Raw genomic sequence first — 19,423 nt, 5'->3', positions numbered from 1 at the left:
ACGTTGTTCGCCGAACCGCGGTCGACGGTGTTGTCGTCAGGACGCAGGTTGCGGTCCGCGCCCGAATCGGGCACCTGCTTGACGAGTACGACGATGTTCATCGCGCTACGACGACCCTTCTTGTAGTTGACGAACGGTTCCCGCCGTCCGTCGCAACCTCCGGCGCAAATACGGGCGGAGCAGCGCGCGGCGAACCGGGCGTCGGCTGCCCCTGTCGCCGTCCCGCGTGCTGGATCCGCAGGTCAACCGGCAGGAGCCCGGGGAGGACACTTCTTGATCCCTTCGTAACACGGGGGCAGCATTGTGGCCCTTGACACGCCGTATGACCGACAGCACTATAACAACCTAGCGCTTGCTCGGTTGCCGGTTGTCCTGGTCCGTCGCCCAGCTCGACCGGCACCGACACGGACCACCCCTGGCGGCCTCAGCGCTCCGGCGCGACCTGCGGCCGCGACGAGAAGGACGACCAAGAGTCAGTGACAGCCATATCGAGTGAGGCGGGCGAGAAGTGGCCATAACCAGAGGAGCAACGGCGCGGTTGGTCGCCAGCCTGGCCGTCGTCGCCCTTGCGGCCGCAGGTTGCGGGGGCAAGGGCGGCAGCGACAAGCCGACCGACGGGACCGCAAAGGGCCAACCCATCATCATCGGGATGGACGAGGACAGCACCGGCCCCGGCGCCTCCTACAGCACCATCGCCGGCAAGACCATCCGGCTGGCAGTCCAGGAAATCAACGACAAGGGCGGCGTCCTCGGCCGTCCGCTGCGGCTCGTCGTCGAGAACGACGAGAGTGACCCGACGAAGGTCCCGGCAGTCCTGCAGAAGCTGCACAGCCAGGGCGCGAAGGCGCTCTTCCTGCAGAGCGGCAGCGCGGCCGTCATGCAAGCGAAGTCCACCCTGACCCAGCTCAGCCTGCCGGCGATCGCGCCCACCGGCGTGACCGCGACGTTGGTCGAGCCGCCGAACAACGAGCTGATCTACATGCTCGCGAACACGACCAAAGACTGGGCCCAGGTTTACTGCGGGGCGTTCAAGGCGGCCAACATCAACAAGATCGGCATCCTGACGGATGACACGACCACCATCGCCGCGTTGAACAAGTCGCTGCTGGCCGGGATGTCCTGCGTGACGATCGTGGCCACCGAGAAGGGCGCGGCCAACGCCTCGGACCTCTCGGCCCAGATCGCCCGGCTGAAGAACGCCAACCCGGACGCGGTGCTGGTCACCAGCGTCGGTGGCGCGTTCGAGGTGCTCGCCCAGAACACCTTGGCAGCCCAGCTGAAGGGCAAGCCGCGCTTCTCGCTCGCCTCGATCGGCAACCAGCCGTCCTCCTGGAAGCTGGCCAACCCGGGCGCCCTCGAGGGGCTGGTCTTCATGGGCTCGATCAACCCCGAGAACCTCCGTACCAAGGCCCTGGTCGACTTCCTCAAGCAGAAAAACGGCGACAGCTACCAGGTCACCGCGTACGACGCCCAGGGCTGGGATTCCGTGCAACTCCTCAAGCTCGCCATCGAAAAGGCCGGCGGGCCGGACGACCCCAAGAAGCTCAACGAGGCGATGCAGAGCATCACCGGTTACCCGGCGACCTTCGGGCAGGCAAGCTTCACGCTGTCCTTCTCCGCCAGCAAGCACCTCGGCGCGGACGGGGCATGTGGCCTCTCCCTGATCGAGTTCGGGGCGGACAACAAGCCCAAGGGACCGTGGGTAACGTTCCAGCCCCCGTGCTCGAACTGACCCCGCAACGGGGCGGGCGAGCTGACGCGGCTCGCCCGCTCCCGGTAGGTGCACACGAGGAGTTTCCATGACAGACCTCCAGCTCTGGCTCTCCGCCGTGGAAATGGGATGTTTCTTCGGCATGCTGGCCCTGGCCTACTACCTGATCCACGTCGGGGCCGGCTTCTTCAACTTCGCCATCGGCCCGTACGCGATGATGGGCGGCCTCTGCACCACCTGGCTGATCATCACCTACGACCTCGGCGTGTGGCCGGCCGCCGCCACGGCAGTAGCAGTGACCGTCGGGCTGGCCGCCCTCACCGAGCTGGCTATCGTGCGCCCGGTACAGAAGCGCAGCGGCGGCGGCGAGCTGCCGGCGCTGGTCGCCGTGGCGGCGGTGCTCTTCGCCATCCAGCAGCTCGCCGGCTACGTCTTCGGATACCCGACCCTGCCCGGGCAGAGCCTGGCGACCTTCGACCCGGTGACGGTCGGGGAGGTCACCGTCCAGCCGAGCTCCCTCCTGATGATCGTGGTGGCGCTGCTCTCCTTCGCGCTGTCGGCCCTCTGGATCCGGTCGACCCGGACCGGCCGGCTGCTGCGGGCGGTCGGCGACAGCAACCGCGCCGCGGCGCTGCTCGGCCTGCCAGTCAACCGGATCCGGCTGATCGCATTCGTGCTCGCCGGTTTCGTCGCCGCGCTGGCCGGCATCCTCTTCGCCCCGAAGGCGGGCGTGAATTCGCTGTCCGGACTGGCCTGGTCGCTGTCCGGGTTCCTCGCCGTGGTGGTGGGCGGTACCGGCTCCGTCTGGGCGCCCCTCTTCGGCGGAATGCTGCTCGGGCTGGTCGAGGTGTTCCTTCCGTACTACTTCGGCGGCCAGGCGCACGTGTACGGGATGCTTCTCATCGCCCTGCTGTTCTTCGCCCTCAAGCCAAAGGGCCTGTTCGTGCGGACGGTGCGCGCATGACCGCTCAGACCTCCCAGCCCGCCGCCGCGACCGCCGGCTGGGATATCCGTGATATCCGTCGAGTTCCCGGCATCGGCGGTTTCGCCCTCGGTTGCGCCGCCGCCGTGCTGATTCTGCTCTGGGTCGGCTCCGACGGCTACAAGCAGACACTTGTCACCTCCGCGGCGACCTACGCCCTGATCGCGCTCGGCATGTACGTGCCGTACCTGATGGCCGGGTCCCTGTCCATGGCGTACAGCGCCTACGCCGGGATCGGCGGGTACGCAGTCGGCCTGATCTCCACGAAGACCGGGTTGCCGCTAGCGGTGGCGTGGCTCGTCGGCCCCATCGTGGCGGCGCTGCTCGCTGTGCTGCTCGGGCTCGTCACCCGGCGGCTGTCCGGGTTCTTCCTCGCGGCGGTGACCCTGCTGTTCGGCATGGCGTTCACCGCGTTCCTCATCGACGCCGAGGCCCTCTCCGGCGGCTCGGGCGGGCTGGGCAACCTGCGGCCGCTCAACCTGTTCGGCTGGACGCCGAGCCACTATCAGGTGGTGCTCGGCTCGGCGGTCATCGTCTGCGTCATCGCGTTCCTGCTGGATCGGCTGCGGCTCTCGCCGTGGGGCGTGATCGTGCGGACGATGCGGGACGCCCCACGGGCTGTGGAGGCGGCCGGCGTCCGGGTCCCCGTGCTGAACCTCCTGGCGCTGGCGCTCGGCGCGGCGATCGCGGCCGTCGGCGGGGGACTGTTCACCTACTCGGCCGGCAGCATCACGCCGGACACGTTCACCCTGAACATCGTCTTCCTCGCCATCTTCATGCCGCTGATCGGTGGGGCGGGCACGCCGTGGGGCGCCGTCGCCGGGGCCGTGATCGCGGTCGAGCTGACGCTCAACTTCCCGGCGATCCAGACCAGCGGCACGCTGCTGCTCGCGCTCGGGGTACTGGTGATCATGCTGGTCGCGCCGCGCGGCGTGGTGGGCTACGCCGACAAGCTGCGCACGCGGACCTGGGCGCTGCTGCGGAAGGAGCCGGACCGTGGCTGAGGAGATCCTGCTGGTCGGGCGCGGCCTGACCAAGCGCTACGGCGGAGTCACCGCCCTGTCGGAAGTCGACTTCGAATTGCGGGCCGGGGAGGTTCTCGGGCTGGTCGGCCCGAACGGCGCCGGCAAGACCACGCTGGTCGACCTGATCTCCGGGGCGCAGGCGGCCACCGCTGGCGAGCTGACGCTGCGCGGATCGAAGCTCGCCGGGCCGGCGTCACGGCGCGCCCGGGCCGGACTGGGCCGCACCTTCCAGTACCCCCAGCTCGCGCTGGAGCTGGACGTCCGGGCCAACCTGCTGCTGGGGCGGGCCGCCCGCCGGCACGCCACGCTCTGGCAGATGATCACCGGGGCGTTCGTCGGGGCGCTGCGGCCCAGAGTGGCGGCCGATGAGGTCGCCGTGCGGGCGATCGCGAACGAACTGGGCATCAGAGATCTGGATCGGGAGGCCGGTGACCTCACCCTCGGCGAGCAGCGGCTGGTCGAGGTTGGCCGAGCCCTCGGGCAGGACCCGCTGGTGCTGCTGCTGGACGAGCCGTTCGCCGGCTCCGACGCGCGCGGCGTCGCGGGCATCGCCGAGGTGATCCACACCGTGCGGCGGCGTGGCCACGCCGTGATCCTGGTCGACCACAACGTGGACCTCGTCGCCCGCCTGGTGGACCGGATCATGCTGCTCGACCGGGGCCGGGTGGTCTTCGACGGCGATCCGCGCGAGTGCCTGGCCAGCCAGCAGATGCAGAACGTCTACTTCGGATTGGACACCGACGACGATGACGCCGGCGACGGCTCCCCGAAGGCGGAGGTGCAGGATGTCCGGTCATGAGGTGAAGATCGAGGGGCTGAGCGTCCGTTACGGACATGCCAGCGCGTTGAACGAGGTCAGCATCACCGCACGGGGCGGCGCCGTCACCGCGATCGTCGGCCCGAACGGCGCGGGGAAGAGCAGCCTGCTGCTCGCCGCGTACGGTTCGGTCCCCGCGACCGGGAAGGTGTATGTCGACGGCGAGGACATCACCCGGTTGCGATCCGCGGCCCGGGCCCGGGCGGGGATCGCGGTCGTTCCGCAGGGGCGGCAGCTCTTCCCGCACCTGAACGTCGCGGACAACCTGCGCGTGATGGCCGAGCTGCTCCGGCTGCCCAACTCCGCCGTGGACGAGGCAGTGGACCGGTTCCCCATCCTGCGGACCCGCCTGCGCAGCCTGGTCGGCGTGCTCTCCGGCGGGGAGCAGCAGATGCTCGTGGTTTCCCGGGCGTTGATGGGCTCGCCCCGGGTGCTGTTGCTCGACGAGATGATGACCGGTCTCGCCCCGCTGATCGTCCGCGAGCTGGCCGCGACGGTTTCCGCGCTGGCCCGCGAGGGCGTCGCGGTGCTGCTGGCCGAGCCCGCGCTGGGCGTGCTGCGGCGCGTCGTCGACCGGGGGTACGTGCTGGTGCGCGGCGAGATCGTGGCGGAGGTGAACGGCGGCGGCGCAGCGCTGGACGACGCGTACAGCGCGGCCATCGGTGTCGAGCGCCCTAAGGAGTTTCGCCCGGCGGGCTGAACGGAGCACCGCTGGCGGACTGTCTGGGGCAACCCGTGGGAGGGCTGTGGTGATGGGTGCTGACAACGCCGTGCCTGGCTGGCTGGCAGGCAAGGCGATCGTGGTCACGGGCGCTGGGCGAGGGCTCGGTGAGGCGTACGCCCGTCTCGCCGCCGCCGAGGGCGCCTCGGTGGTGGTGAACGACGTCGACGTGGACGCCGCAACGAGGGTGGCCGCGGAGATCGGGGCCGTCTGCGACGATTCGGACATCGCCTCGTGGGAGGGCGCCGGCCGGTTGGTCGAGGCGTGCCGAAACGCGTTCGGCCGCATCGACGGGCTGGTCAACAACGCCGGCATCTTCCGCCTGGCCGATCCGCGTGAACAGGATCCGGTGGAGTTCCGCACGGTCGTCGAGGTGAACCTGCTCGGCACGGCCTACTGCGGGCTACACGCCATCCGCGCCATGCTGGACCAGCCGGGCGGGGGTTCGCTGGTGAACATCACCTCCGGCTCCCATGCCGGTTCGGCGGCGATGGGCGCGTACGGCGCGAGCAAGGGCGGCGTCGCGTCGCTCACCTACTGCTGGGCCGCGGACCTTGCCGGCACGTCCGTCCGCGTCAACGCCGTGTCGCCGAACGCGGACACCCGGATGGCGGACACCTTCGAGCGCTACCTCGGTGAGCGGGCCAGAGGGCAGAACGTGGGTAAGAGCCCGTCCAGCAACGCGCCGGCCGTGGTCTACCTCCTCTCGGACGCGGCCGCAGGGATCTCCGGGCAGGTCGTGCGGGTGGACGGCGAGGAGCTCTCGCTCATGACCCACCCCGGGGTGGTCCTCCCGGCCGTTCGGATCTCGGAATGGACGGTGGCGGCGGTGGCCGAGGCTTTCGACGAGGATCTCGCTCGCCGCCAGCAGCCGGTCGGGTTGCCACCCGCCCCGAGAGTGGCCGGTAGTCCAGTGGCGGGAGAGGGAGCATCGTGAGCGGGCGGACAGCCAGGTACGACGCCGGGGGCGCCGATGCCGGCCTATGAGATCGATGGTGTCGTGCCGGTGGTGGACCCGACCGCCTATGTGCACCCGACGGCGGTGCTGATCGGTGACGTCCACGTCGGCCCCGGCTGCTACGTCGGGCCCTTCGCCAGCCTTCGGGGAGACTTCGGCCGCATCGTCATGGCCGCCGGCGCCAACCTCCAGGATCACTGCATGTTCCACACCTTCCCGGGCACCGAAGCCGTCCTGGAGCGGGACGGGCACGTCGGGCACGGAGCGGTGCTGCACGGCTGCCGCGTCGGCGCCGGCGCGCTGATCGGGATGAACGCGGTGGTGATGGACGGGGCAGTCGTCGGCGAGGCGGCCTTCGTCGGTGCGCACAGCTTCGTCCGGGCAGGGTTCGTCGTGCCGCCGCGCACCCTCGCCACCGGCAGCCCGGCCGCGGTCCGCCGGGAGTTGACCGCGGACGAGTTGGCGTGGAAGGCAAACGGAACCCGGACCTACCAGCGCCTGACCGAGCGTTGCCGCGCCACGCTGCGGCCGGTCACGCCGCTGCCGGTCGCCGAGCCGGACCGACCGAGCCTCACCACCGACGCCCGCGTGGCGGTCCCGCTCGACGAGTACCGGCGGGCCCGCCGGGGAGCGCCGGAGTGAGCCGTTACGACGGTCGGGGTCGCAACGTGCGGGGCGGCCACCATCGGCCGTCCTGGTCGAGCGGCGGGGTGCTCCGCCGCCAGCGTCAACATCCGAATGGACGGGTAGGTGTCTGAGTTCTCCGAAACCACGATCTGCCGCTACTACGCCGACGGTGACTGGGACGCCGACACGATCGCCGACCTGGTCGCCCGGAACGCCGCCGAGGCACCGGACGCGGTCGCGTTCCATGCCACGGACGCGACCCTGACCTGGCGTGAATACGACCGGCTCTCCACGCGGCTGGCCGGGGCGTATGCCGTCGCCGGCTGGCCACCGGGCGAGCTGCTCGCGGTCCTGCTCACCGGCGGGGCGCTCACCCACGTGGCCTACCTCGCGGCGCAGAAGGCCGGTCTGGTGACCGTGGGGCTGCCGCCCCGGGCCGGGGACGCCGAGATCGCGTACCTGCTGAGGCACACCGGCGCGGGAGCGCTGGCGACCCGTGCGGCGCACCGCGGCCGGCCGGGGCGGGAGATCGCCCGGGCGGCCGGCGCGCGCCGGCACCTGGTACTGGACCTGCACGGTCCGGAGCTGACCGTGGAGTGCGACGGTGAGCCGCTTCCGGTGCCGTCGTGGGAGCAAGCCGCCGCGGCCGTGAACGGGCGCGAGCTCGGCCCCGACGACCTCTTCTTCCTCAACTCGACGTCGGGCACCACCGGCCGGCCCAAGTGCGTGCGGCAGACCATGAACACCCGCAAGTACTTCGGTCCGCTCGCCGCGGAGGCGGCCAGGTTCGGCCCCGACGAGGTCGTCCTCAGCGCGCTGCCTGCCCCGTACGGCTTCGGGCTGTGGAGCGCCCACGTCGTTCCCGCCCGGTACCGATTCCCGACCGTGCTGGCCGCCGAATTCAACCCGGCCGAGACGCTGCGGCTGATCGAGCGGCATCGGGTTACCGTGCTCGCCGCCGTGACCAGCCAGTTCATCATGATGTTGAACGCCCCGGAGTTCGCCGAGCACGACCTGAGTTCACTGCGGGTGCTCTTCACCGGGGGAGAGCGCGTGCCGTACCACCGGGCGGTGGAGTTTGAGGAGCGCACGGGGTGCACGGTGCTGCAGTTCTACGGCTCGAACGAGGCGGGCCCGATCTCGGTGACGCGGGTCGACGACGACCGCGAGAAGCGGCTGCGGACGGCCGGGCGGCCCATCCCGGCGATGCGGATGCGTTTCTTCGACCGGAACGGGAGCCCGGTCGAGGGCGGGCCGGGTCAGGTGGCTGTGCACGGGCCGGGCTGCGCCCCGGGCTACTTCCGGGACGAGGCGGCCGACCGGGTCCTGTTGCGCGAGGACGGTTGGCTGCTCACCGGGGACATCGGCGAGGTCGACGGTGACGGCTACCTGTCGGTGACCGGGCGGACGGCCGACTTCATCATCCGGGGCGGGCACAACATCAGCGCGCCGGTGGTGGAGGAGGCGGTCGGCGGACACCCGCGGGTCGCCCAGGCGGCGGTGGTCGGTTACCTGGACGAGGTGCTGGGGGAGCGGGTCTGCGCGTTCGTGGTCACCCGTGACGGCGTCGAACTGGATCTGGACGACCTGCGGACACACCTGGCCGCGCAGGGCGTGTCGAAGCTCAACTGGCCGGAGCGGCTGGTGTGGTTGCCGGCCCTGCCCTTGGGGGCGGGCGGCAAGGTGGACAAGGTGGCACTGCGCGCACGGGTGTGAGAGCGGGGCCCGACCGGGCCAGCCGGACTGCCGGGGGTAAGCGCGGCAGTCCGGCTGAGCCGCGGGCGTCGCGCGGCCCCGTCGTCCGGCTCAGCGGCCGACGCTGCGGATCAGCGTCTGGGTGACCTGTCCGTCGCCGATCGTCCGGCCGGCCACCTGCGCCGAGACGTCGAAGGTGACATGCCGGCCCTGCACGGCGGCTACCGTCGCGCGCACCTCGACGCGCTGGCCGGCGAGGGCCGGCGCGCGGTGCCGCACCCCGATCCAGGTGCCGACCGACGCGGCACCCGGTGCGAGCCGCCGACGCAGGATGTCGGCGGCGGTGTCCTCCAGGAGCCCGATCAGCGCCGGGGTGGAGAGCACCGACGGCGCGCCGGGCACGTGCCCGGTGAGCATCCCGGCGGTCACCTCGAACGTGCGCTCCGACCGTTCGCCCTCGCGCACCGGGCTGGTCACCAGCTCGTCCCCGGTCGCCGTCTCCCAGATCCGCATCCCGCCTCCTTGACAGGCTCACTGTGCCGGAAACAGAATGCCACAACCAAGCGCTTGTTAGGTAGGGGTTGGAATTGTCGTACAGCGAGGTGACCGCGCTCTTCCCGACCGGCACGGCCCCGGTCCCCGGCAGCGCGCACGAGCGATACGTGGCGGACCGACTGGCCGAGGTCGGGCGGTGGGGCACGGAGACGCTCACGGAACGGGTGCGCCGACACGCGGCGCAGATCCCGGAGCGGCCCGCCTTCATCGCCGGTGACGACCGGATCGGCTGGCGCGCCTACGACGAGGTGTCCGACCGGCTCGCGGCGCTGATGGTGCGCTCCGGGCTCGCCCGCGGTGAGCGGGTCGGTGTGCTGCTCCCGGACGGCGTCGCGGTGCACGTCGCCTACCTGGCCGCGCTGAAGGCCGGTGTCGTGGTGGTCGGCATCGGCCCGCGCGCCGGCCGCCTCGAACTCCGGCACCTGCTCACGGTCGCCGGGGCCACGGCGCTCATCAGCCACGCGGAGCACCGGGACACCCCGGTCGCCGAACTGGTCGAGGGGCTGCCGCTGCGGCTGCGGCTGGAGCTGCCGCACCGGCTCGCCGAGGTGGACTGGCCGGAGCCGACCGCGGCGGAACGGGCCCTGCTCGCCGATCGCGCCCTCGGCCTCGGCGAGATCCACCTGCTCAACGGCACCTCGGGCACCACCGGCATGCCCAAGTGCGTGGTGCACAACCAGAACCGGTGGCTGTACTACCACCAGCTCGCGCTGGAGGCGGGGGATTTCACCCCCGACGACGTCTTCCTCACCCTCATCCCGGCCCCGTACGGCTTCGCCCAATGGACGGCGAACTTCACGCCCACGCTGCTCGGCTCGCCCACGGTGGTGATGCCGCGGTTCAGCGCTGCCGGCGCGCTGGAGCTGATCGAGCGGGAGCGGGTGACCGTGGTGTGCTGCGTGAGCACGCAGTTCATCATGATGCTCAACGCGGAGCCCGGCCGGTACGACCTGAGCTCGCTGCGCTGCATGTTTACCGGTGGTGAGGCGGTGCCGTACGAGCGCGCCGCTGATTTCGAGCGGCGCACCGGCGCGCAGGTGCTGCAGTTCTTCGGCTCCAACGAGACCGGCGCGCTGTCGCGCACCGGGACCACGGACACCGTGGAGCGGCGGCTGCGCACGGCCGGCCGGATCATCGACGAGATGCACGTGCGGCTCTTCGGCGACGACGGCGCGGACGTCACCGCCACCGGCGGGCCGGGGCAGGCCGCCTGCGCCGGGCCCGCCACCTGCCTCGGCTACTTCAACGACCCGGGTGCGAACGAGCGGCTCTTCACCCCGGACGGCTGGATGCTCACCGGCGACATCTGCACCGTCGACGGGGACGGCTACCTGCGGGTGGTGGACCGCAAGTCGGACTTCATCATCCGTGGCGGCAAGAACGTCAGCGCTGCTGCGGTCGAGGAGCAGGTTGGCGCCCACCCCGCCGTCGCCATGGTGGCTGCGGTTGCGGTGCCCGACCCGACGTACGGCGAGCGGGTCTGCGCCGTGGTGGTGCTCCGGCCCGGCGCCGCGCTCGACCTGGACGACCTGCGCTCGCACCTCGCCGCGCGTGGCGTCTCTCCCGAGAACTGGCCCGAGCGACTCGAGATCGTCGACGAGCTGCCCCGCGGCTCCGGCGGCAAGGTGGCCAAGGCGGAACTGCGGGCCCGGCTGCGCGCCGGTTAGCGTGCCGCCTCGATCAGGGCGGCCCTGATCCGGGAGCGCTGGATCTGGCCGGTCGCCGGGGTACGCGGGATCTCCGACACCACAGCGACCCGACGCGGCTGCTTGAAGGAGGCCAACTGGTTGGCGACGTGCCCGCGCAGTGTGGCAACCTCCGGCGCTGCCGCCCCCGGCGCCAGCACCAGCACCGCACAGACCACCTCACCCCACCGCTCGTCAGGCAGGCCGACCACGGCCACGTCGCGGATCCCGGGCAGGTCGCGCAGCGCCTGCTCCACCTCGAACGGCGACACCGACTCCCCGCCGGTGCGGATGACCTCGCGCTGACGGCCGGTGAGGTGGAGGTACCCCTGGCCGTCGAGGTAGCCCAGGTCCCCCGAGCGGTAGACGCCGTCGCGCAGCGCCGCCCCGGTCTCCTCGGGAAGGTCGTGGTAGCCGGACATCAGTCCTGGTCCGCTGACGCAGACCTCGCCCACCTCGCCGGCCGGGGCGTCCACCCACAGCGCGTTCGGACAGGCCGGGAGCCCGACGCTGCCGGGCTTATCGAAGATGTCGGGGTCCGGCAGCGCCGCCATCCGGCCCGCCTCGGTCGACCCGTACAGGACGGTCGTGGTGGTTTCCGGCAGCCGCTGCTTGATCCGCAGGAGCAGTTCGGTGGAAATCCCCGAGGTGCCGGTGTCCGCGTGCCGCAGCGACGACAGGTCGGCGTGCCGGTGCTCGGGGTCGAGCAGCCGCTCCCATACGGCGGGGATGCAGTAGATCGCCGAGGGGCGCTCCCGCCGCACCGAGTCGATCATCTGCGCGGCGTCGGCCCGCCGCACCAGGTGCACCGCGGCCCGGTTCTGCCACGCCTCCAGCACGTAGTGCCAACCGCCGTAGTGGTACAGCGGAAAGCTGCACAGGACGCCGCCCCGGCCGCGCAGCCCGGAGGTGAAGGTGCCGCCGCCGGGTGCCGCGCGCAGCCAGCTCGCGCGGTGGCTGACCAGCGCCCCCTTCGGCCGGCCGGTGCTGCCGCTGGTCAGGTAGACGATGTGCGGGTCGGTGTCGGCGAGGCGGTCGTGCCCGTCGGGCAGCGCGGCGCGCGCGGCGCCGGCGAGGGCGTCGAGGTCCGCGCCGGGGCCCGGCGCGGAGCCGACGCGGGCGAGCGGCACGCCCCGGGGCGCGTCGGGACGATCGGTGACCAGCAGCCGAGGGGCCAGATAGGACAGCACCGCCGCCAGCTCGCCGGGGGAGAGCGCGGGGTTGATCGGGGCGAATGCGGCGCCGAGCCGGGCACAGCCCAGGAAGCCGTCCAGGGTGCCCAGCGTCGGCGCGGCCCACCAGGCCACCCGGTCGCCACGCCGCACGCCCAGGCCGGCCAGCGCGTTGGCGGCGCGGTTCGCCCGCTCGTCGAGGTCGCGGAAGGTGACCCGATCCCCGGCCAGGGTGGCCGCGGTCGCCGCCGGCGCCATCCGGGCCGCCTGTCGGACGATGTCGCCGATCAGCAGTTCCATGCCCGCTCCCCTCCGCCGGTCAGGTCGACCTGCGCCGGGTTGATCGCGCCGTGCACGGTCTTGTCCCGGGTGATCTCCACCGCCTTCGGCACCTCCGTCATCCCGGAGAGCCGATGGGTGACCAGCGATTCGACGTCGACGTCGCCCCGGGCCACCAGGCGCAGCGCGTGGTCGAAGACACCGCCGCCGGGGGAGTAACCGCCGGCGCCGGACCGGGGGTGCAGCAGCGCTATGCCGCGCTCCCGCAGCAGGCCGAGCGGCGCCGGCGCCCGCTCGGGCAGCACCGAGACCACCACCACGCGGCCGCCCCGGCGGGCGCAGCGCGCCGCCAGATCGAGCGTCTCCGTGCCGGCGAGCCCGACCCCTGGGGCGCCGCCGGCGGTCTCGACCACGACGTCGACGCCGATCCCGCCGGTCGCCTCCCGTACCGCCGCGAGCACCGCTTCCGGTCCGCCACTCGCGTCGATCACCAGATCGGCGCTGAACCGGTTGGCGAGGGCGAGCTTCGCCGGGCTCCGTCCGCTGATCGCGATCAGGCCGGCGTTGCCGCACCGGGCCACCTGCAGGGCGAGCAGCCCCATCACGCCGGCGCCGATGACCAGCATGGTCTCGCCAGGCTGCACGGCGGCGAGTGCGTGCGCGTGCAAAGCCCCGGCCAGTGGCTGCACGGCCGCCGCCGCGGAGGCAGTCACACCGGGCGGCACCGGCACCACGCACGCGGCGGGAACCAGCACCTGCTCGGCCAGGGCGCCGGGGCGGGTGAACCCGATGAACTCGGGTCCGAGGCAGGCGTCCGGCCTGCCGCGCCGGCAGGCCGGACACCGTCCACACACGACGGTCTCCACGGCGGTCACCCGGGCGCCGACCGCGATGTCGCGCACCGCCGTCCCGACCGAACGGACCACGCCGCAGAACTCGTGCCCGCCGAAGCGGACCGGGCCGGCGGCCAGGGCGTCGGCGAGGTGGGTGTGCAGCGCCACCGGCTCTCCGGCGATCAGCATGCACTCGGTGACGCTCAGCTGCACGCAGGCTACGTCGAGGACGACGTCACCGGGTCCGGGCCGGGGGTCGGGAACGTCCTCGATCCGCAGATCGCCGAAGCCGTGCAGCACCGCCGCGCGCATCGCGCCCCCCACCTCGTGGTCCCCGATGACTTGACCGTGGACTTAGATTTTGTATTCAATATCTAAGTCGAGTCAACCTTGGATCGGGAGGCCGGATGGAGCGGGAACTCGTGGTCACCGGTGTCGGAGGTCAGGGCATCCAACTGCTCGCCAAGACCCTCGCCCTCGCCGCCACCCGGGAGGGTCGACACGCCATGCTCAGCGCGGACTACGGCGGCGAGATGCGCGGTGGTCCGTCCAAGGCGAGCCTGGTCATCGGCGACCGTCCGTTGCGGGCCCTCCCGGTGCTCGCCTCGGCCTGGTCGGCGATCGTGGCCCACCACCGGTTCAGCGAGCCGGCGCTCGCGCGGCTACGCCCCGGCGGGCCGGTGATCCTCAATCTGCCGCTGGTCGACCCCGCGTCCCTGCCGACGATGACCACGTACGGCGTGGACGCGGCCGCCGTCGCCAAGTCGGTCGAGGCGCCCCAGGCGATCGGCTTCGTGCTGCTGGGCGCGTACAACGCGGTGACCCGGCTCGTCGACCCCGCGTCCCTGGTGGCCGCCATGAACGAGTTGCTCCCGCCATACCGGAAGCAGCACGCCGCGGCCAACGCGCGGGCGCTCGCGGCCGGCGCGGCCGCGCTGGACGTACCGGGCGCCGATCTGACGGAGGTTTCCCGATGACCCTCGAACTGCTCGAAGGCAGCGAGGCGATCGCCACCTCGGCGATCGCCGCCGGCTGCCGCTTCTTCGCCGGCTACCCGATGTCGCCGTTCACCGGCCTGCTGGAGAACATGTCACGCCAGCTTCCGGCGGCCGGTGGGGTGTGCCTCAACGCGGAGAGCGAGATCGAGGGCGTGAACATGACCCTCGGCGCCGCCGCGGCCGGGGCCCGCGCGGCCACCGGTTCATGCGGCCAGGGCATCGCCTTGATGCAGGAGGCGATCGCCGAGGCGGCGCTGAACGAGACGCCGTTCGTGGTCTTCAACATGGCCCGCAACCAGCAGGACTACTTCCAGGCTACCCGGGGCGGCGGCTGGGGCGACTACCGGACCATCACGCTGGCGCCAAAGGACGTCCCCGAGGCGGTCGAGCATGCCCAACTGGCGTTCCACCTCGCCGACAAGCACCGGGCGCCGGTGATCTTCTACGGGGACCCGCTGCTGGCGCAGACCCGGATCGGCGTATCGGTCCGGCCGCTGGACTTCGGCCCGCTGCCGCCGAAGGACTGGGCGCTCGACGGGACCGGCAGCGGTACCGGCAAATCCCGGCAGGTCTGGACCTGGGCCATGGGCAAGGCGACCGACCCCGGCCCCGGCCCCGACCGGCACTGGCGTGCCATCGCGGAGAAGTTCGCCGCCATCGACGCGATCGAGTCGCGGTTCGAGCAGGCCCACGTCGAGGACGCGGAGACGCTGGTGGTGGCCTTCGGGTCCGCCGCCAAGTTCGTCGAGTACGTGGTCGAGGAGCTGCGCGCCGACGGACACCGGATCGGGTGGTTCCGACCGGTGACACTCTGGCCGTTTCCGGGCCAAGCGCTCGCCGCGGCCACCGCCGCCGTGCGGCGCGTGCTGGTCTTCGAACTCAACGCCGGGCAGATGCTCGACGACGTACGCATCCACACCGCCGACCGCTCAGCTGTGCGCTTCATCGGTGGGGTCAGCATCGCCGAGTCCGGCCTCGCCTACGGCGAACTGATGGACGCCCCGGTCATCCGGGACCGGATCCTCACCGCTCTTGCGGAAGGTGGACGCTCATGACCGTCATCGACACCTCCCAGCCGCCGTCGGAGCCGGCCCGCAAGGTCGCCGACTTCCGGCCGTCGCTGCTGCTCGGCGAACACTCGCTCTGCCCGGGCTGCGGGGAACCTGTGGCGCTGCGGGTGCTGCTGGAGGTGCTGCAGGAGCTGGACATCGTCCAGCGCACCATCGGCGTCGTCGGCCACGGCTGCTACGGCAGCTTCGTCCGGATCATGGACGTCGACGTGCTGCAGTGCCTGCACGGCCGGGCGCCGGCCTGTGCCACCGGCATCAAGCGGGTCCGCCCCGACTGCGCGGTCTTCACGATGCAGGGCGACGGTGACATGGCCAACGAGGGGCTGCAGGAGGTGCTGCACGCCGCGGCCCGGGGCGAGAAGATCACCTGTGTACTGCTGAACAACGGCGTCTTCGGCGACACCGGAGGGCAGTTGACCGCGGCCACCGTGCTCGGGCAACGCACGAAGACCAGCCTCGAGGGGCGCGACGCGGAGACGCACGGCTACCCGATCCCGGTCGCCGACCTGGTGGCCGGGCTGCGCGGCGCCGCGTACGTCGCGCGGGGAGCGGTCTCCACCGCAGGCGCAGTTGCGCAGACGAAGCGGATGCTGCGGCGGGCCTTCGAGGCCCAGCTCGCCGGGGCCGGCTTCAGCCTGGTGGAGATCCTCACCATGTGCCCGACCGGCTGGTTCGTGCCGGCGCCCGAGGGCCCGGGTTACCTTGGCGACTCGATGGAACAGGCCTATCCACTCGGGGAGCTGACGACATGGCGGCACTGACGCGGGCGAAGACGGGCGTGGCGGTCGCCGAGTACATCCTCGGCCTGCTCTTCGACGGCACGCTGCGCAGCAGCGACCGGATCGACCTCGACGGCATCGCCGCGACGCTCGGGGTCAGCCGGGCGCCGGTACGCGAGGCGCTGCTCCAGTTGGAGCGCGACGGTCTGGTGGAGATGCCGCACTACCGTGGCGCGTTCGTCGCCGCCTTCGACGCGGGGACGATCCGCGAGGCGTTCGAGCTGTACGGCATGCTGAGTGCGTTGACCAGCAGCCGGGCGGCGGCCATCGGGGACGGGGGCCTGCGGGAGACGCTAGGCAAGCTCGTCGAGGCGCTGATCGACTGTGACAACGTCGACGAGTTCGAACGGATCGCCCGCGAGTTCCGCAAGGTGGTCAACCTGGCGACCGCAGGCCCGCACCTGCGCGCCCTGCTGCGCAGCTTCAACGGCCTCGTGCCGGCCGCCGCCCGGTTCTCCATCGAGGACGCGATGGACGAGGAACGGGCCGCACTGCGCCGGGAGTACGAGGCACTGGTGGCCGGGGACCCGGAGGCGGCCTCCGCGGCGGCACTCGACCACATCCTGATGACGGCCGAGAATGCGGTACGGGCACTGCGGCGGCGGGGGATCTTCCCGGCCGACCCGCCCTCGGAGCATCCCGCCGACCGGTCGACGCGGGCGGGTCGCTCCCGGGTGCTCGGCATCGTTCGCGCGACCACCGGAGGCGACAGATCATGAGCGAGCACCAACGCGATGCGGCGCCGAGCCCGGCCGCGACGTCGAGCGCGCCGCGGAGCAGCCGGGGGACCCTGGTCATCGCCGCGGACCGGTGCAAGGGCTGTGAGCTCTGCATCGAGGCGTGCCCGCCCCGGGTGCTGGTGATGTCGAGCGAGGTGAACGAGATGGGCTACCGGTATCCGGAGCTCACCCCCGGCTGTACCGGCTGTACCGCCTGTCAGATGGTCTGCCCCGATTTCGTCTTCTCGGTCTACCGCCTCATCCCTGTCGCCGGCTGACTGCCGCGCCTGCAGACCGTGGTCGCGGCCCACTGCGGGGACGCCGCGCATTCCTGGCCGCGCACACCGAGCGGATCCGGCCCGGCGTGGCGGTGCTCGATCTGCCGGAGCCGTGGCGGCCGGTCTCACCGGCCCCGGTTTCCCCGGTCGGCCGTCCTTGACGCGGCTGGAAACAGCGCCATACCCTCCTGGAATCCGAGCAAACCAAGCGCTTGCTTTGGTGGCCGGGATGTCTGATGCTTCGTCGAGCCATGGAGGTTGCCACGCCATGTGGAAGCGAGTGGGCTTATTTCTGACCGTGACCGCGTTGGCCGCTACGGCCGCGTGCGCCACCCCGGAGGACGACGATGCGGCTTCGTCGTCGCCGGACCAGCCGTACCGGATCGTGCAGCTGCTCGGGATGAACCAGACCGGGCCGGCGGCGTTGAACGCCAAGGCGGCGGCGCAGGCGGCCAAGGCCGCCGTGGCGGTGCTGAACGAGCGCGGCGGCATTCTGGGTCGCAAGGTCGAGCTCGAGATCATTGAGACCAATGGTGATCCGACGACCGCCGTGACCAAGTTGACCGAGCGGCTGAGCAAGGGCCGCAAGCCCGCGCTTGTCCTTCCCGGCAACACGAGCGCCGAGGCGCTGCCGATGGCGCCGATCCTGACCGAGGCGAAGATCCTGTCGGTTCAGCAGGCCGGCTCCTCGGCCCTGAACAACCCGCAGAAGTTCCCGTACCTCTTCCAGGTGGTCCCCACCAACGATTCGATGGCCGCCCAGGTGGTCACCTTCATCAAGGCGCGCAAGGCGACGAAGGTCGCGATGCTGGCCGGCAAAGACGCCTTCGCCCAGGCTACGGCGGAGGCGACCCGCAAGGCGATCAAGGCGGCGGGCCTGACCCTGGCCGGCGACGAGACGTACACGGCCGAGGACCTGGACATGACCGCTCAGCTGGAACGGCTGCGGGCGACCAACCCCGACATCCTGTTCATGCAGGGGGCGGGCGCATCGGTGGGGTATATCCTGCAGAGCCGGCTCAAGCTCGGGTGGACCGACATCCCGGTGGTGGCGGACTCGGTCGCCACGGTGACCTCGCTGATGTCCCGGGCGGCACCGGACGGCGTGGTCGGCGCGCCGGCCGCGCAGAACGTGTACGTCCAGGTGCTCGCCGCCGCCATCGTGGGCGCCCCAGAGGTCAACCCCGGCGCTCTGGACACGATGATCAAGGCGCTGAAGGCGCAGGGCGAGATCAACATGCCGCTGAACACCTTCTTTGTCTACGACGCGATCATGGTCGCGGCCGCCGCCGCCGAGAAGGCCGGGACGATCGACGACGTCGTGAAGCTGGCCAAGACGCTGGAGGGCTTCACCGGTGCGGAGAAGGGCAACTGGGCGCTGAGCCGGTACGCGTACTCGGCCACATCGCACGCCGTGGCGCTGGATCCGAACTCGACCGCGATCATCCCGGCCACCCTGCTGAAGGAAGGCCGGTACAGCCCGCAGTCCTGACAGGACGCACAGACGTGGGGGGCGGTCGCGACGCGGCCGCCCCCCCCACGTCGCTTTCGCCGGTCGAACGGCGAGGTCAACGGCGCCGGTGGTCGGTCGAGGACGGCAACTTTCCACAACCGAGGCCTTGACCAAGCAAGCGCTAGGTTGCAGACTGGGCTATGCCTACTAGGCGTAGTCGTTGCGGGGAAGACGGTCATCAGATGCTCGGCAGTCGGCCTGGGCGGGCCCTGGGCGCGCAGGCCGCCCGGCCGCTCGGACCGGCGCCGCGAACCTCAGTCGTCGGGGTGCGACCGCGCGGCGAGGTGGCCGGTCGCATCGACCGGACGTTCCGCGAGCTCCCGGAGGTCGGCCAGCAACGCCTCGGCGAGCGCCGCCTCGGCCTCGTAGTAGCGGCGCGCCCAGCGCAGCGCGATCTCGGGGTACGCCCACGCGCCGCGTACCGCGCCCTGCCGGCGCGCCTCGGCGTTGGTGGCCAGCTGCCGCACGTCGTCGAGGTGCTCGGTCAGCAGTTGCTCAAGCCGGGCCGGCTCGGCGAGGTGGCCGAGCCAGACGCGCAGCAGCAGCGAGTGCTTCAGCACCGGCGGGTCCAGCGGCGCCGTCGCGGCCCAGCGGCGCATCAAGGTCAGCCCCTCATCGGTGATGGAGTACAGCCTGCGGTCGCGCGCCGACGCCGACTCCACCGTCCGGGACCGGACGTAACCCAGCGACTCCAACCGCTTGAGATGGCTGTAGATCTGGCTGAACGAGGGGCTCCAGTAGAAGAAGCGGATCGTCCAGTCGGACCACATCTTCAGGTCGTAGCCGGACAGCTCCTCGCCGAACGACAGCAGTCCCAGCACGGCGTAACTGGTGGCGGGCAGGTCCGGATCGACGGGCTCACTCGGCACGGCTGGCACGCCCCGGACCCTACTCTCCGGCCCGCCACGCCCTGTCCGGCCCCGTCGTACAGCCCGGGAGGCGCCCCGGTTTCGCCTCCGGCCGCGTCCGCGCCGGCCACCAAGGCAATCAGCTGACGGCGCGACCG

At 71.6% G+C, this 19,423-nt stretch carries 19 protein-coding genes and 1 pseudogene; 15 read left to right on the top strand and 5 right to left on the bottom strand.

The window, feature by feature from the left end; translation table 11 throughout:
• A pseudogene (locus AB0I41_RS26865) lies at positions 1 to 101 on the bottom strand (electron transfer flavoprotein subunit beta); the annotation flags it as partial.
• 407 nt (positions 102 to 508) lie between these two features.
• On the opposite strand from AB0I41_RS26865, the gene AB0I41_RS26860 reads away from it, so the two are divergent.
• The 8 genes from AB0I41_RS26860 (at position 509) to AB0I41_RS26825 (ending at position 8,557) form a co-directional block, all read left to right on the top strand.
• Entirely contained in the window at positions 509 to 1,732 is a 1,224-nt protein-coding gene (locus AB0I41_RS26860; RefSeq protein WP_357113018.1) for an ABC transporter substrate-binding protein, read from the top strand.
• 67 nt (positions 1,733 to 1,799) lie between these two features.
• A complete protein-coding gene (locus tag AB0I41_RS26855) occupies positions 1,800 to 2,675 on the top strand; it encodes a branched-chain amino acid ABC transporter permease (RefSeq protein WP_357113015.1) in 876 nt (291 codons plus the stop codon).
• Positions 2,672 to 3,697, top strand: a complete 1,026-nt coding sequence (locus AB0I41_RS26850) for a branched-chain amino acid ABC transporter permease (RefSeq protein ID WP_357113013.1) — start codon at positions 2,672 to 2,674, stop codon at positions 3,695 to 3,697. Before AB0I41_RS26855 ends, AB0I41_RS26850 begins: the two co-directional genes overlap by 4 nt.
• Positions 3,690 to 4,517: an ATP-binding cassette domain-containing protein gene (locus AB0I41_RS26845; protein ID WP_357113010.1), complete on the top strand. Its 828-nt coding sequence runs from the start codon at positions 3,690 to 3,692 to the stop codon at positions 4,515 to 4,517. Before AB0I41_RS26850 ends, AB0I41_RS26845 begins: the two co-directional genes overlap by 8 nt.
• Positions 4,504 to 5,235, top strand: a complete 732-nt coding sequence (locus AB0I41_RS26840; protein WP_357113008.1) for an ATP-binding cassette domain-containing protein — start codon at positions 4,504 to 4,506, stop codon at positions 5,233 to 5,235. Before AB0I41_RS26845 ends, AB0I41_RS26840 begins: the two co-directional genes overlap by 14 nt.
• A gap of 52 nt (positions 5,236 to 5,287) precedes the next feature.
• Positions 5,288 to 6,193 (top strand): SDR family oxidoreductase, encoded by a 906-nt coding sequence (locus AB0I41_RS26835; RefSeq protein WP_357113005.1) that lies wholly within the window; start codon positions 5,288 to 5,290, stop codon positions 6,191 to 6,193.
• Positions 6,194 to 6,229: 36 nt separating this feature from the next.
• On the top strand, positions 6,230 to 6,856 hold the full coding sequence (locus AB0I41_RS26830) for a gamma carbonic anhydrase family protein (protein WP_357113003.1): 627 nt from the start codon (positions 6,230 to 6,232) through the stop codon (positions 6,854 to 6,856).
• A 108-nt stretch (positions 6,857 to 6,964) separates the two neighbouring features.
• A complete protein-coding gene (locus AB0I41_RS26825; protein ID WP_357113000.1) occupies positions 6,965 to 8,557 on the top strand; it encodes a class I adenylate-forming enzyme family protein in 1,593 nt (530 codons plus the stop codon).
• A gap of 90 nt (positions 8,558 to 8,647) precedes the next feature.
• Here AB0I41_RS26825 and AB0I41_RS26820 read toward each other — a convergent pair whose 3' ends face one another.
• Positions 8,648 to 9,049: a hotdog domain-containing protein gene (locus AB0I41_RS26820; RefSeq protein ID WP_357112997.1), complete on the bottom strand. Its 402-nt coding sequence runs from the start codon at positions 9,047 to 9,049 to the stop codon at positions 8,648 to 8,650.
• 74 nt (positions 9,050 to 9,123) lie between these two features.
• Between AB0I41_RS26820 and AB0I41_RS26815 the strand changes: the two genes are divergently transcribed.
• Positions 9,124 to 10,758, top strand: coding sequence for a class I adenylate-forming enzyme family protein (locus tag AB0I41_RS26815; protein WP_357112994.1), 1,635 nt, complete (start codon positions 9,124 to 9,126; stop codon positions 10,756 to 10,758).
• On the opposite strand, the gene AB0I41_RS26810 is transcribed toward AB0I41_RS26815, so the two are convergent.
• Both AB0I41_RS26810 and AB0I41_RS26805 read right to left on the bottom strand, forming a co-directional pair.
• A complete protein-coding gene (locus AB0I41_RS26810) occupies positions 10,755 to 12,248 on the bottom strand; it encodes a class I adenylate-forming enzyme family protein (protein WP_357112991.1) in 1,494 nt (497 codons plus the stop codon). The two genes, AB0I41_RS26815 and AB0I41_RS26810, sit on opposite strands and share 4 nt — an antisense overlap.
• Entirely contained in the window at positions 12,236 to 13,372 is a 1,137-nt protein-coding gene (locus AB0I41_RS26805; RefSeq protein ID WP_357112989.1) for an alcohol dehydrogenase catalytic domain-containing protein, read from the bottom strand. Before AB0I41_RS26805 ends, AB0I41_RS26810 begins: the two co-directional genes overlap by 13 nt.
• Positions 13,373 to 13,467: 95 nt before the next feature.
• On the opposite strand from AB0I41_RS26805, the gene AB0I41_RS26800 reads away from it, so the two are divergent.
• The 6 genes from AB0I41_RS26800 (at position 13,468) to AB0I41_RS26775 (ending at position 18,396) form a co-directional block, all read left to right on the top strand.
• The gene (locus tag AB0I41_RS26800) at positions 13,468 to 14,037 is read left to right on the top strand and encodes a 2-oxoacid:acceptor oxidoreductase family protein (protein WP_357112986.1); all 570 of its coding nucleotides are present in this window, start codon (positions 13,468 to 13,470) and stop codon (positions 14,035 to 14,037) included.
• Positions 14,034 to 15,113, top strand: coding sequence for a hypothetical protein (locus AB0I41_RS26795; RefSeq protein WP_357112983.1), 1,080 nt, complete (start codon positions 14,034 to 14,036; stop codon positions 15,111 to 15,113). Before AB0I41_RS26800 ends, AB0I41_RS26795 begins: the two co-directional genes overlap by 4 nt.
• Positions 15,110 to 15,889, top strand: a complete 780-nt coding sequence (locus tag AB0I41_RS26790; RefSeq protein WP_357112980.1) for a thiamine pyrophosphate-dependent enzyme — start codon at positions 15,110 to 15,112, stop codon at positions 15,887 to 15,889. The genes AB0I41_RS26795 and AB0I41_RS26790 overlap by 4 nt, the downstream gene beginning before the upstream one ends.
• Positions 15,877 to 16,626, top strand: a complete 750-nt coding sequence (locus AB0I41_RS26785; RefSeq protein ID WP_357112978.1) for a GntR family transcriptional regulator — start codon at positions 15,877 to 15,879, stop codon at positions 16,624 to 16,626. Before AB0I41_RS26790 ends, AB0I41_RS26785 begins: the two co-directional genes overlap by 13 nt.
• Positions 16,623 to 16,904, top strand: coding sequence for a 4Fe-4S dicluster domain-containing protein (locus AB0I41_RS26780; RefSeq protein ID WP_357112975.1), 282 nt, complete (start codon positions 16,623 to 16,625; stop codon positions 16,902 to 16,904). Before AB0I41_RS26785 ends, AB0I41_RS26780 begins: the two co-directional genes overlap by 4 nt.
• Before the next feature lie 157 nt (positions 16,905 to 17,061).
• Positions 17,062 to 18,396, top strand: a complete 1,335-nt coding sequence (locus tag AB0I41_RS26775) for an ABC transporter substrate-binding protein (protein WP_357112972.1) — start codon at positions 17,062 to 17,064, stop codon at positions 18,394 to 18,396.
• Between the two features lie 275 nt (positions 18,397 to 18,671).
• Here the strand turns inward: AB0I41_RS26775 and AB0I41_RS26770 are convergent, their stop codons facing one another.
• Positions 18,672 to 19,295: a PadR family transcriptional regulator gene (locus AB0I41_RS26770; protein WP_357112969.1), complete on the bottom strand. Its 624-nt coding sequence runs from the start codon at positions 19,293 to 19,295 to the stop codon at positions 18,672 to 18,674.
• Positions 19,296 to 19,423: the final 128 nt, after the last annotated feature.

Source organism: Micromonospora sp. NPDC050200, from assembly GCF_040656135.1.
Classification (GTDB): Bacteria; Actinomycetota; Actinomycetes; order Mycobacteriales; family Micromonosporaceae; genus Micromonospora.
This window is presented reverse-complemented; position numbering and strand designations above follow the sequence as displayed.

Coding starts and splice junctions, on each gene's coding strand:
- AB0I41_RS26855 (WP_357113015.1), top strand. CDS start 1,800: ATGACAGACCTCCAGCTCTGGCTCTCCGCCGTGGAAATGGGATGTTTC.
- AB0I41_RS26850 (WP_357113013.1), top strand. CDS start 2,672: ATGACCGCTCAGACCTCCCAGCCCGCCGCCGCGACCGCCGGCTGGGAT.
- AB0I41_RS26840 (WP_357113008.1), top strand. CDS start 4,504: ATGTCCGGTCATGAGGTGAAGATCGAGGGGCTGAGCGTCCGTTACGGA.
- AB0I41_RS26835 (WP_357113005.1), top strand. CDS start 5,288: ATGGGTGCTGACAACGCCGTGCCTGGCTGGCTGGCAGGCAAGGCGATC.
- AB0I41_RS26830 (WP_357113003.1), top strand. CDS start 6,230: ATGCCGGCCTATGAGATCGATGGTGTCGTGCCGGTGGTGGACCCGACC.
- AB0I41_RS26820 (WP_357112997.1), bottom strand. CDS start 9,049: ATGCGGATCTGGGAGACGGCGACCGGGGACGAGCTGGTGACCAGCCCG.
- AB0I41_RS26810 (WP_357112991.1), bottom strand. CDS start 12,248: ATGGAACTGCTGATCGGCGACATCGTCCGACAGGCGGCCCGGATGGCG.
- AB0I41_RS26805 (WP_357112989.1), bottom strand. CDS start 13,372: ATGCGCGCGGCGGTGCTGCACGGCTTCGGCGATCTGCGGATCGAGGAC.
- AB0I41_RS26800 (WP_357112986.1), top strand. CDS start 13,468: ATGGAGCGGGAACTCGTGGTCACCGGTGTCGGAGGTCAGGGCATCCAA.
- AB0I41_RS26795 (WP_357112983.1), top strand. CDS start 14,034: ATGACCCTCGAACTGCTCGAAGGCAGCGAGGCGATCGCCACCTCGGCG.
- AB0I41_RS26790 (WP_357112980.1), top strand. CDS start 15,110: ATGACCGTCATCGACACCTCCCAGCCGCCGTCGGAGCCGGCCCGCAAG.
- AB0I41_RS26785 (WP_357112978.1), top strand. CDS start 15,877: ATGGCGGCACTGACGCGGGCGAAGACGGGCGTGGCGGTCGCCGAGTAC.
- AB0I41_RS26780 (WP_357112975.1), top strand. CDS start 16,623: ATGAGCGAGCACCAACGCGATGCGGCGCCGAGCCCGGCCGCGACGTCG.